Origin of the sequence: Lyngbya sp. PCC 8106, assembly GCF_000169095.1 — a bacterium.
Lineage (GTDB): Bacteria > Cyanobacteriota > Cyanobacteriia > Cyanobacteriales > Microcoleaceae > Capilliphycus.
In genome coordinates, this window is record NZ_AAVU01000014.1 from 104719 (window position 1) to 116686 (window position 11968).

At 39.4% G+C, this 11968-nt stretch carries 11 protein-coding genes and 1 pseudogene; 1 reads left to right on the plus strand and 11 read right to left on the minus strand.

Going from position 1 to position 11968, the window contains the following annotated elements; genetic code table 11:
• Nucleotides 1-193: 193 nt before the first annotated feature.
• Both L8106_RS11605 and L8106_RS11610 read right to left on the minus strand, forming a co-directional pair.
• Complete coding sequence (locus L8106_RS11605; protein WP_009784489.1) at nucleotides 194-1441, minus strand: FtsX-like permease family protein; 1248 nt, start codon at nucleotides 1439-1441, stop codon at nucleotides 194-196.
• A 269-nt stretch (nucleotides 1442-1710) separates the two neighbouring features.
• The gene (locus L8106_RS11610; RefSeq protein ID WP_009784490.1) at nucleotides 1711-2007 is read right to left on the minus strand and encodes an SH3 domain-containing protein; all 297 of its coding nucleotides are present in this window, start codon (nucleotides 2005-2007) and stop codon (nucleotides 1711-1713) included.
• 437 nt (nucleotides 2008-2444) lie between these two features.
• Here L8106_RS11610 and L8106_RS11615 point away from each other — a divergent pair, with 437 nt between their 5' ends.
• Nucleotides 2445-4394 (plus strand): ABC transporter ATP-binding protein, encoded by a 1950-nt coding sequence (locus L8106_RS11615; RefSeq protein ID WP_009784491.1) that lies wholly within the window; start codon nucleotides 2445-2447, stop codon nucleotides 4392-4394.
• A 477-nt stretch (nucleotides 4395-4871) separates the two neighbouring features.
• Here L8106_RS11615 and L8106_RS29560 read toward each other — a convergent pair whose 3' ends face one another.
• The 9 genes and pseudogenes from L8106_RS29560 to L8106_RS11655 form a co-directional block, all read right to left on the minus strand.
• Entirely contained in the window at nucleotides 4872-5456 is a 585-nt protein-coding gene (locus L8106_RS29560) for an RICIN domain-containing protein (protein WP_009784492.1), read from the minus strand.
• Nucleotides 5457-5651: 195 nt separating this feature from the next.
• On the minus strand, nucleotides 5652-6677 hold the full coding sequence (locus L8106_RS11625; RefSeq protein WP_009784493.1) for a hypothetical protein: 1026 nt from the start codon (nucleotides 6675-6677) through the stop codon (nucleotides 5652-5654).
• Nucleotides 6678-6743: 66 nt separating this feature from the next.
• Nucleotides 6744-7088, minus strand: a complete 345-nt coding sequence (locus L8106_RS32960; protein WP_009784494.1) for a leucine-rich repeat domain-containing protein — start codon at nucleotides 7086-7088, stop codon at nucleotides 6744-6746.
• A gap of 15 nt (nucleotides 7089-7103) precedes the next feature.
• Nucleotides 7104-7508, minus strand: coding sequence for a leucine-rich repeat domain-containing protein (locus tag L8106_RS32965; protein WP_009784495.1), 405 nt, complete (start codon nucleotides 7506-7508; stop codon nucleotides 7104-7106).
• A 25-nt stretch (nucleotides 7509-7533) separates the two neighbouring features.
• A complete protein-coding gene (locus tag L8106_RS11635) occupies nucleotides 7534-7824 on the minus strand; it encodes a type IV pilin-like G/H family protein (RefSeq protein WP_009784496.1) in 291 nt (96 codons plus the stop codon).
• Nucleotides 7825-8572: 748 nt separating this feature from the next.
• A pseudogene (locus L8106_RS11640) lies at nucleotides 8573-8800 on the minus strand (IS1 family transposase); the annotation flags it as partial.
• Nucleotides 8801-9159: 359 nt separating this feature from the next.
• A complete protein-coding gene (locus L8106_RS11645) occupies nucleotides 9160-9903 on the minus strand; it encodes a WecB/TagA/CpsF family glycosyltransferase (RefSeq protein WP_009784498.1) in 744 nt (247 codons plus the stop codon).
• A gap of 134 nt (nucleotides 9904-10037) precedes the next feature.
• On the minus strand, nucleotides 10038-11144 hold the full coding sequence (locus tag L8106_RS11650; protein ID WP_009784499.1) for a DUF1611 domain-containing protein: 1107 nt from the start codon (nucleotides 11142-11144) through the stop codon (nucleotides 10038-10040).
• 289 nt (nucleotides 11145-11433) lie between these two features.
• Entirely contained in the window at nucleotides 11434-11733 is a 300-nt protein-coding gene (locus L8106_RS11655; protein ID WP_009784500.1) for a hypothetical protein, read from the minus strand.
• Nucleotides 11734-11968: the final 235 nt, after the last annotated feature.

Here is an 11968-nt window from a genome sequence, read left to right on the forward strand (position 1 = left end):
GCAACGAAATCGCCTGTGAATTTAGGGGTTTAGCCATTCTTGATTGCTGGAATTTGTCAACACCCTAGCACACACCTTTCGATCATTCGTAAAAAATAGCCTGAGAACCTGGGATCAAACTTCTGACTTTTTCTAATCTACAATCGAAATTCAAAAATGCCCAACGTCCTCAAATTCCGTCGGGTTGAATAACCTACGCTTTAAAAACGATCGCGGGATCGACTTGAGTGACCTTCTGAATCGCAAAGATAGCCGATCCCGCACACATGATCACCGTTAACCCAAACACCATCACAGCAGAAGTCGGTGTAATCAAAATTAAAATTCCTTGAGTCGCCGAAGCCCAATTCGTGACCCCCATACACAACGCCATCCCCGGAATATAGCCGAGTAATGCCATCCAGAGAGATTGTTCTAAAATCACACTATAAATTACTTTATCGGGCGCTCCCATCGCTTTGAGGGTGCCAAACTCCTTTAAGTGATCAGAGACGGACGCATAGAGAATTTGAGCGACCACGATCATCCCTACCAAAATTCCCACGCCAGCACCCAAACTAAGAATAAATCCAATTCCGGTGCGTTGCTTCCAATAAGATTGAGTTCGCTCAGACATTTCTTCACGAGTATAGGTCTTAACGTTGGGTAAAGTTTCCTCTAGGCGTTGTCTGAGTTCATCGAGATCTTGACCCGGTGCTACTTCAATCAACACAAATGAGATCGGATCAGTTAGGGTTAACTGTTTAGGCGCTGAAGAAATCACCTGCTTCTCTGCGGGGTTCGTATCATCGAAGATATTGACACATTTCAAGTCACCGTCTTCTAACTTACAACGGGTACTCGTTTCTAAACGCGCATTCACGTAGGCGTTAGCATTTTTTAAGGAAGTAAAAATTAATTTATTATTAATAATCGGTTGAGTGTTTTCAACCACGCCGACTAAACGCGCCTCCAAACCCCCCAAAGTGGAAACATCTCCCAGTTCAGTCACGCCCAATGACTCTAAATTCGTTTCATCTATGATCACACCATAGGGTTCTTTGAGACTGCTAATTTCTCCTTGAATGACATTCCAAGGCGCGAAAAGTGTTCCCTCTGGTGTGGAACCCACGACTGTTACCGCATGAATTTGACCCGATGGATCTCGCCAACGCGCACTGCGAAAAATTAGGGCTTCTGCTCGTTGGACTCCCTTGACTTCACGGGCTTGCACCATATACTCTAAAGGCAAAGGCATGGTCAACTCCATGTGGATCATATCCGCAGAAGCAACCCAAAGTTCGGCGTTTGAGTTGTCAATTAGTAGAGAAGAAGACTTGACAAACCCATTGAGAATACCGTTTTGAATCGTTACGAGGCTGACAGCGAACATAATACCAGCCTGCGCTGCAATAAAACGGGGAAGATCTTCAAACAGGTTTTTGCGGGCGATAGAAGCCATAACGACTCAATTGTTATGTAATTCAGACTTTAGATGCTAGCATACCCTAGATCTTTATTCGGATTCAGTTCAGAGTAGACATTGACCCCGAAACAAAAAAAATTGATTTTATAGGTAAACTTCGTAAAGAATCTTTAATATAGACGCGCCGGATTTATTCAGGTGATTTTGAAGATAGATGTCTAGTGTTCAGTCTCAAAAGCCAAACATTTAAACAACAAAAACCCCTCTTTTCGCCAGAGAGGGAGAGAGAAGATATTAAAATAAAGTTACTCGAAATATAGAAAGTCCGCACGAACCCAACCTTCAGTATTAGATTGATAAAATCGAATATAATACCAAATATATCCATCTCCTCCGTTAGCATAATTCAACACCTCTACCCAATCTCCCTGTACGCCATAATGAGGAGTGTTAGCTTTAGTCGTTGGTGCAGTCCGAACGTTAATTTGAGCGCCAGGATCACTTGCCGTTAAACGAGCAGAAGCAGCTAATCCAGGTAATGCAGTCGCTGCACACAAGCTAACAGCAGCAGTGAGAGTCAACACAATTTGCTTTAATTTCATCGGTTTTTCCTAATGTTAAATTAATTATTTTGGCTCAAGTCATTTTTTTAAATTTTGGAAGCAATTAAGATATTTTGTTGCTCTTGATCTTTATTTACTTCCTTAACTTTATTATTACCTCTAGAAATAGTAACGTCATCAGTAGTTATTCGGAAAAATACAAAAATATTTATTTGATCAAGTTCAGTATTTACACTGAGGTCAAATCGAATAAAAGTTTGCTAAACCTCAGCCCAATATCAAAGTCCAAATCAAAGTCCAACTTTGTACAATAGGACTCATGACATCTCAACACCCGTAACCGAGAGGCGATCGCAGTGGAAACCCCATATCCTTCAACTCCCCAGTCCGTTAAGCTATTGTGTAGTCAATGATCTATCCCTACTCCGGTTGGCTGATAGAATAAATAAAATTTATAGGTTGAGTTTTAAGTCTCTATGGAAAATATTGTTTTAGATGTGAAAAATCTGCGAGTTCAGTTTGAAAGTGACGAAAAAGTTGTTCAAGCGGTCAACGATATTTCTTTTCAAGTCAAACGCGGACAAACACTCGGTATTGTCGGTGAATCTGGTTCAGGAAAATCAGTCACCTCTCTGGCTATTATGGGATTGCTTTCTCCCGATACCTCTCAAGTCAGTGGAGAAATTTTATTTCGCAACAGCAACAATCTCAACGAATCTCAACCTAATTCTGAACTGATTAATTTACTTCAACTGTCACCTCAAGAAAAACAACAATATCGAGGTGGACAAATTGCCATGATTTTTCAGGAACCGATGAGTTCTCTTAACCCGGTTTATACGATTGGGTTTCAACTGATAGAAGCCATTAAACAACATGAACAAGTATCTCCTCGACAAGCGATGTGGAAAGCAACTTCCCTACTTCAAGAGGTTAAACTTATCCCTTCAGATGAGGAATTACTCGCCCGAGTAGAAGCCGAAATTGCTGAAATCAATAGTAAAAATATTACTCAAGAAAAACGAGATGAAAAACGAGAAGCAATGCAACGAGTTAATGATCAAAAACGAGCCATACTTGATCGTTATCCCCACGAACTTTCTGGTGGTCAACTACAACGGGTAATGATTGCGATCGCCATCTCTTGTAATCCCACTTTATTAATAGCAGATGAACCCACAACCGCCCTTGATGTGACCGTTCAGGCGACCATTCTGGATTTATTACGAGAGTTATGTAGTCGTCGCGGAATGTCGATGATTTTTATTACCCATGATTTAGGAGTCATTGCTGAAATTGCGGATACAGTCGCCGTTATGTATCGAGGTAAAATTGTTGAAAAGGGTACGATTACAAGCCTCTTTTTAAAGCCGCAACATCCCTATACTAAAGGTTTATTAGCCTGTCGTCCTCCGCTTGATATTCAAGTTGAACGCCTTCCGACTATTTCTGATTTTATGGAAGTTGAAACAACCGCAACAGGAGAGTTGGAAATTCGCGAAAAAAATACTGAGATTGAGATGATTAAAGGATCTGATTCTTTACCGCAAAAACGACAACCTTCTACAACGGCTTTACTCTCGGTGGAAAATCTGCGAGTCGGCTTTAAAGTCTCGGGAGTATTTGGGGAAACAAAACGTCTATTAATGGCGGTGAATGATGTTTCTTTTCAGGTCTATCAAGGCGAAACATTAGGCTTGGTTGGAGAATCTGGCTGTGGGAAAAGTACATTAGCCAGAGCATTATTACAACTCATTCCTGTCGTGAGTGGAAAGGTGACATTTGAAGGCGAAGATATTACAAAACTCTATTCACCAGCCTCCACGTTTGAGAAAATCAAAAACTATAAAAAGCACAAAAAATATCATCAAAAGCGACAAGAATTAAGACGAGAAATGCAAATTGTCTTTCAAGATCCCTTTAGTTCTCTCGATCCTCGTCTGACAATTGGGGATACAATTATGGAACCTATGTTAATTCATGGAGTGAGTAAAGCCGGGAAAGAACGCCGCGATCGCGTTGCTTATTTATTAGAACGAGTGGAAATGAAACCGGACTGGATGGGACGTTATCCCCATGAATTTTCCGGTGGACAACGACAACGAGTTTGTATTGCGAGATCTTTAGCCTTAAACCCTAAGTTTATCATTTGTGATGAATCAGTTTCCGCCTTAGATGTTTCGGTTCAAGCCCAAGTTTTAAACTTATTAAAAGAACTTCAAGCCGAATTTGGATTAACCTATATCTTCATTTCCCATGACTTGAGTGTAGTCAAATTTATCAGCGATCGCATTATGGTGATGAATCGTGGTAAAATAGAAGAAATTGGTCAAGGTGAAGATATTTATCACCGTCCTCAAACGGAATATACTCGTCAGCTTATTGCTTCAATTCCGACGGGAAATATTAAACCATTAGCGAGTTAGATTTGAGTAACTTAACCCATCAAACAAATTAGATGATCCGATGGGAAAAATTTTATATCGGAACAATTCTCTGTTGTTGACAGCAGACCCAAAAATTAAATTTGACGTTAAAAAGGGAGAGAGCATTCGCTGGTATAAAAGCTGGCACTCATGCACTCTCCAATCTTAACTAACCGATTCTAAGGTTGCTAAACTTTATTCGAGTGGAATTGTTTACGTTTGACGGCAGTTCGTATTCCAAAAAAAGCTATACTGCTCAACCCTAAAATACTTGAGGGTTCTGGGATTGGTTCTGGTGATGCGGTGGTAAGAGAGATTTGAATTTCATAGTGACGCCAACTTTCTATTGATGCCGAGTGCCACACCAGGATGGCGAAATATTTTCGTTATTTCGGGTAAGATATTTATTGAGTATGAAACTTTTTATCATCAGTGTTTATACAACCCAGTAGCAAAATTTAATAATCATTCTCCCTATTATTCCAATCTCCATATTTGGTCTGTGGATGAGCCATTATCTTGGTTACGTCCAGAGAGTTCACAATCCCACAACAGAAGCGCTGAACTATTTTCTTGACCCGGTGCGCCAGCGACATCAATACATTTTTGCGATAATCTATTCATAATGAAACCATCACTTGTAATAGTCCATATTTGGTCTGTGGGTGAGCCATTATCTCGGTTACGTCCAGAGAGTTCACAATCCCATAACTGAAGCGGTGAACCATTTTCAGTACCAGGAGCGCCAGCTACGTCTATACATTTTCCAGACAATGTATTTTTAATAAAGCCATCGTTTGTAATCATCCATCTTTGGTCTGAAGGTGAGTTGTTATCAGGATTCAACCCCGATAACTCACAATCCCAGAGTTGAAGTTTTGAACCCGTTGCACGTCCTGGCGCTCCAGATACATCTATACATTTACCCGATTGGATGTTAACCAAAAAACGTCCGGATGGGTTAACATTTTGTGCATTCCCTAAACTATCTTTATTCAACAGAAAACTACAAGCAAAAGTCAATACTATCAATCCTAAACTAAAATTGTTAGTAAATTTCATTTGAAACTATTCTCCTTGATTTACTACACTGAGACTTATGCCTATCTAATAATTTAACTTTTTTTGGTCGGGCTTATGGGTTTCTTTTCTTATGAGCTTTGCAATAAGTTAAATTAATTAATTTATACAAATTTGGGGTTTCAAAGGTTTTGCAATTATGGGTTGAGATTGTTTAGAAAGTTTGAGCCAACTTAATTAATCATCTCCACTAAAGTTATCACCAGAATCATCATAACTACCGGAATCATCCGAAGAACAATCCTCATCATGCTGATGAAAGTTATCGTTATCATTGTAGTCACGATAGTCATAGTAGTCATCATTACTGCTTTCATAAACTCTGACAACTTCACGTTCTGGAATACATTGTTTTGAGAAGATTTGCACCAACTTATTTGCCGCATCTTCCTGACCGAGAGGAACAAAAATAGAGCGGTTTACTTGACCTGTCGGTTCATTTCCAAACCAGCGCATTGTCAAACCAAAATCCCGATCTTTTTCATGCTGCTGTACTTGGTAAACTAACTCTAAATTCAACTGTCGGTCTGACAGTTCAACCTTGGATAGACGATAAGGTGTTTTCTGCCAACACCAATATTGGTTATCGGAATAAATGGCACTTTCGCCAATATACACATCTGGAATGTTTATGAGTCTTTTGAGTGCTTTAAAGATTGAATTAATAAAATAGATTAATCCCAATATTCCTCCAATAATCATAGCTGTAGAGAAAAACTGAATAAAGTCTTGAATTGGATCTCCTGTGGATGGAAAATTTTGAAATCCTCGTCGCAGAATTGCTGTAGTCGTAAATTGAAGAAGAATTCCAATAAAAGGGCTGACTAACAATCCTAGAAATCCTCCCCAAATAGTATAGCCAGCGATCCATTCTCTGTCTCGTCTTGTATATTCCCAATGATACAAATAGTTAGCAGAGTTACTAATAAAATTAGCTGCTGACTGACAATTGACATGGTTCTCAGTTGAAGACTTGTCAATAGAAATAAAAGCACTCCACACAATATAGACAATCGCTATAATAAAGAGATCAACTAATAAAATAATAATGGCTAAGACCAATATCCAAGTCAAGTCTAAGGAGTCTGACGGAAAACTTAAACTCATTAAAATCACAAAAATTGCAGTTCCTAAACCCAACATTATCCAACGGTTAGGAGAAGCAATTTTGACCAATTCTCCGTTTTTATTGTAAGCTTTCATAAGATGTTCCTTTTGGTGTTAAAGTTTGCAGCTTTTGGATTTGGGATGAGATTTTTATTTGAAAAATCAAAATTCGCAGATTGATTGATTCGCTAGGGGACAAATTTTCTGTTCTATTGGATTGTATCTAAGGTCAAGGACTGTTAATTGAGTCAAAGCAAACAAAGCACCAATATCTCTGATTTCATTGGCACCAAGTTTAAGCTTTGTCAATTGAGTTAAAGTAGACAGAGGGCTAATATCACTAACTTTATTAGCTTCGAGATTAAGGTCTGCCAATTGAGTTAAATTAGATAAAGAGCTAATATCACTAATGTTATTATCTCCGACATCAAGCCTTATTAGTTGAGTTAAATTGGATAAAGGACTGATATCATTAATTTTATTAACACTAAGAACAAGCGTTTTCAAACGAGTTAAATTAGATCAAGGACTGATGTCACTAATTTCCTGATTATAATAAAGGTAAAGTTCAGTTAATTGAGTCAAATTAGATAAGGGACTAAGATCGTGAATTGGATTGTCACTGAGTCCAAGACTTGTTAGCTGAGTTAAACTAGAAAAAGGTTTAATATCACTAATTTTATTGGTGGGGAGAGAAAGCTCAGTAAATTGAGATAAAATTTGATTAGCTTGATTACAATCCGTTGTACCTGCTTGTTCTAATAGCACTTCAATAGTATGCTGTGTTTCCCCCGCCAGTTGAGCTTTATTCTCGCACCATTCGACAAAGGTTTTAAATTCTGCTGTAGGTTGGGCTAACAATGAACCGTTAGAGATTCCCAAGGCTAATCCTAGTCCGATTAATAATGATGAAGTTAATCTTTTCATGTTTTTTTATCCGCAATAATAAAGTTTAGTAAAGCGATTGTGAACCGGGTGAACATTCAATTTCACCGTTAGCAATGGGTAGTTTTAAATTGGATGGTGGTAGTTGAGAAGGTTGTTGTGTTTCACAAATGTAACTTCTACTTATTTGGTAGCCATTTTCACCAACAACGTACACAATTCCGGTATAACTATTCAATCCTGAATGCTTCGCTGTGGCTGTTGTCATTACATTTGTTTTGTCTGCTCCCATGACAATAGGTTCCAAAGCTTGTGTAGTAACAGGCTTCAAGCCAAACCAGGCTATTTCAGAGAACATTCCAGCAAACAACAAACCATATAAAAAACTGCATTATTTTTTTGCAATTTTCTTTTTATCTCGCAACTTTATCTAGGTTTTGATAAGAACTTTACTCATCAAACCAACGTAAAATAAAGGTAAATAATTCCCACGACACAGCTTCTGTCTCAAACCCACCGCAATAATAATTTAATACTTTCAATTAGAGCGGCTACTTATAAAAAGAAAATCAATTCCCAATTTTTGATGCCTCGATTTAGCCTCCAATAATAGGCGATTCTTACAGTTTTTGCTTTGACTGCGACAAAATCTTACAAGTCGTGACACAATTGCCTTGAATATTTCTGTGTCTTCTACTGTTCTAGCTGATAAGTATAAACACTCATCCCATCTGTTTACATTTCTTATTTATTTTCCGGTGATTACTTTACCGAGAGCATTTCTCCCAGTTTTCTCACTAAAGCAAATCAATAAACCGCTTGGGCGATCGCTGCAACTTCTCTAAACCACCCAATGTCAAAACTTGACGCAATAATCAATAACAGGTGTAAGGTAATAGAGCCATGTCGAAGCTTGTTTTGTTTGTTCGGGGCGGAGGGACAACGCTAGAATTATTTTTAGGTTGTTCAATGCGGACTTCGATGGTTTGGTAAAGTTTGCCCACCTTTGAGATTGAAGCGTCGATTGAACCAACACAGATTCCGAAATCAGGTAATCCATGCAAGCTTCCATATCAGGATACCTAAGCCTATTCGGTAGTGATAATTCGTGAAACTCCTGTTACTCTAGCTATTCCAGCCAAACTAATTTTTTCTAACAAGAGTTTTTTGATGAAATTTTGGGTGTCTTCAGAAATATAAATTTGGCGAGGATGTTCGACAAATTGCCTTCCACATTCGGTGCATTTGTATTTGGGCTTTTTGTTATGAATGCTACCATTTTTTACAATTTTCTGGCTTTGACATTGGGGACAAGTTAAGGCAGAATGATTCATGGCTTTAATTTTTTGTGAGTCTTCAGTTTATCAAGTCTCAGGCTAGGCTTGACATCCTCCCAACAGATTTATATGTTACCAGTTTTTTCAAAGACTTTCTCGTTGGTCTTACTGGCGATCGCATTGTCAATCAGACGACTCCCGCCGGCTCGATTCTTCGATAAAAGGTACAACAATATCAAAGATACTTATACTTAATACTGCTGATCACTACATATTTATCACTACCAAATCAATTAATCGGTTATGCAGTGATTAATAACTTCTTTGATGATGAAAATAAAATCTAAACTTTAACATCATGCTTAATTAAGAGGCTGTTGTAGCTGATGAACTACTTCAGCCTTTAAACACTTTGATTAACTCAGTAAAGCCTTGACTGCAAACTGAGGTAATGCCAACATTCTTTTCCATCGCCAGGGTTCTTGATAGAGTCGATAAAGCCACTCTAAATGATTGTTACAAAACCAAGCCGGTGCCCGTTTTTTTGTCCCAGCCCAAATATCAAAACTTCCCCCAACTCCAATCCAAATGGAATTCGGACACAAATGACGATTTTTGGCAATCCATAACTCTTGACGCGGTACTCCTAAACCCACAAAAATCACTGGGGGCTGTAAATCTTTGAGTGAATCTTTTAACTGTTCTTCTTCAGAAGCCGCAAGATAACCGTGATAAGAGGCGATCGCTAAATTGGGAATTTTTTGTTGAAATCGATCAGCAGCCCGTTGAGCAACTCCCGGTTTTCCCCCATAGAAAAAAACCAGATCTGAACAATTTTGTTGACCTATTTTTTGTAAGAAAGACTCAGCCAGTTCAATACCTGGACAACGTTGAGTGGGCTTTCCCTTCAGCCGCAGAAAAAGAACAATTCCCGCCCCATCTGGAATCACAAGTTCAGCCCCCCGAATCACCTCTGCGAGATGACGATCGCGATCGGCTTGTATTGCCATTTCAGCATTCAAAGTAATCACATGAGTTCCTAACCCTTTATATAGACGGTTAAGCAACCAGTTATGATAATTATGATGCAGATGAACAGGAAGTCCTAAAACTGGAAACCTATTAACCGTAGATTCACCCAACAGCATCACATCATTCATAAGATTTTTTTAACCACCTCACACACACTACTATTGAGACTAACCGATCTGGTATCGATTGGCTAGCATTAACGGGTTTGTTGTTGGGATAGGAGATAGGTTATAGGTTACAGGGGAATAGACAACAATCAATACTATTGGCTGTTCCCGGTTGACTGTTCCCTCGTTAATAGTGCATCCAATAAAATATCCGCCCCAAACCGAACCGTATCCGTACAGGGTAAACCCGTTTCAAGTTGAACTTGCGCGATCGCTTCCTTAGCTACATCTTCCGCTAAACCATAAGTATTCAGGCTAATTCCGACAATTTTTGCAGATTGCATCGCGCCACCGACACTGGCAACATTTTCGTATAACTCAATCACTTGAGATAGAGGAGGAATAACGACATGAGGATGATTGCGAACATGAGTTTGTCCGGCACGATGGGCTAAAATCAGATGAGTCGGTTGACTTCCCCGCAACAACGGTAAAGTCGCGGTTGAACCCGGATGAATCAGCGAACCTTGTCCTTCGACAAAAAGTAAATCACAATCTTTTCCACACCGCATTACCACTTGTTCGACTGCACCTGCGGCAAAATCTACTCGTACTGAGTCTAAAGGAATGCCATCTTCTCCTAACATTAATCCCCCTTGACCTGTAGCGAGAAACTTAGACCGAATTCCCCGTTTTTGAGCCGCTTGATTGAGTTCTAAACCCGTGGACATCTTACCAATTGCCATGTCAGTTCCCACCGTTAAAACTCGTTGACAATTGAGTTGACGCGCCGCAGCACTAGCAATGTTTAAACCCGATGGTTCTTGACGAATATCCCAAATCCATTGTTGAGGGTTGAGAATTTGGTTAATATTTCTGTGGTGGCGTTGTTCAACTAAAGGAATTAATTGGGTATGTAACCCGTTAACAATCGATAATTTTGCTTCTAACGCCCCATCAAGATCAACCCACCATTCCTCCGGTAAAGCCCCCCCTGGCGGTGCAATTCCAATCATCAGAATATTGGGATGATAAGCGATCGCATCCTTGACAGAAGCAACAATCGGCACCTCTCGGTTGATTCCCGTGAGTTCAGAAAGAGACTGTCCCGCACAATCGCGATCAATGACTGCGACAATATTAGCCTGAGAGTAACGCAACAAAGACAGTCCTGTTTTACCCGTTGCACCGAGAATACCTCCATGTAACAGGATAGCTAACCGCCCCGCTTGGATTTGAGATTGAGGATTTTCAGGGGTCATATCTTTGAGTTCTAAATAACGAGTAATCGCTTTAAAATAGTTACAGATCGGTTGAACTTAATCATACCGTTGGTTTGTTAGTCTGCGATCGCCGATTTTCAACGAAGTTTAACTCACTCGCACAGAGGAAAGCTAACTGCTATCCATGAAAAAATCCTCAGCTTGTTGAAAAAGCCGAGGATATCAACCCATAGATTTCACAAATCGAATCCAAACAGAAAGTCAAGTCAATGATCAAATATAAGCCCTAGAAAATAGAAAGATGTAACCTAACAATGAAGCGAAATTACTATTTACAAACCGCGACACCATCAGCTTTCGTAATTGAAAACGCATCAAATTCTCCCATCTCAAACTCACCCACGACAGTCACCTGTTCTCCTGCTGAGAGATGACGAGCGGTATTGTCTCCGCAAACATCCCAAGAATCAACGGTAATCCCCCGATTTTCACTTTGCAAGCGAAAACCATCTTCCCAAACCCGTTCAATGGTACCGGAAAAAGAACCATTATTGGCTTGAACAACACCAGGAAAAACAGTCGCCGCAACCACACCGAGTAGAATTGTGCCGATGATTTCTAATTTCATGGGAACTCTCCAAAAAAGAATAATTTTAAACAGATGTATTGGGAAGTAGACCGTTAAGACTGGCTAACTTCTTATGGTTTAAACAATAACCCCATAAAATGACAAGAAAATGACAAGCCTAAATCTTTCTCAATTTTTGATGAAGCTGTCTTCTCACTTCTTTGAAAAAATTTTTAAATTAAACGATGCAGAACCCTCTGTAGAGCAGTTAGACTGGACTGTTATTGTGATCCGG

Excerpts from the sequence above, each read along its gene's own strand:
- L8106_RS11605 (WP_009784489.1), bottom strand. The coding sequence starts at position 1,441 with ATGGCTTCTATCGCCCGCAAAAACCTGTTTGAAGATCTTCCCCGTTTT.
- L8106_RS11610 (WP_009784490.1), bottom strand. The coding sequence starts at position 2,007 with ATGAAATTAAAGCAAATTGTGTTGACTCTCACTGCTGCTGTTAGCTTG.
- L8106_RS11615 (WP_009784491.1), top strand. The coding sequence starts at position 2,445 with ATGGAAAATATTGTTTTAGATGTGAAAAATCTGCGAGTTCAGTTTGAA.
- L8106_RS29560 (WP_009784492.1), bottom strand. The coding sequence starts at position 5,456 with ATGAAATTTACTAACAATTTTAGTTTAGGATTGATAGTATTGACTTTT.
- L8106_RS11625 (WP_009784493.1), bottom strand. The coding sequence starts at position 6,677 with ATGAAAGCTTACAATAAAAACGGAGAATTGGTCAAAATTGCTTCTCCT.
- L8106_RS32965 (WP_009784495.1), bottom strand. The coding sequence starts at position 7,508 with ATGAAAAGATTAACTTCATCATTATTAATCGGACTAGGATTAGCCTTG.
- L8106_RS11635 (WP_009784496.1), bottom strand. The coding sequence starts at position 7,824 with ATGTTCTCTGAAATAGCCTGGTTTGGCTTGAAGCCTGTTACTACACAA.
- L8106_RS11645 (WP_009784498.1), bottom strand. The coding sequence starts at position 9,903 with ATGAATGATGTGATGCTGTTGGGTGAATCTACGGTTAATAGGTTTCCA.
- L8106_RS11650 (WP_009784499.1), bottom strand. The coding sequence starts at position 11,144 with ATGACCCCTGAAAATCCTCAATCTCAAATCCAAGCGGGGCGGTTAGCT.
- L8106_RS11655 (WP_009784500.1), bottom strand. The coding sequence starts at position 11,733 with ATGAAATTAGAAATCATCGGCACAATTCTACTCGGTGTGGTTGCGGCG.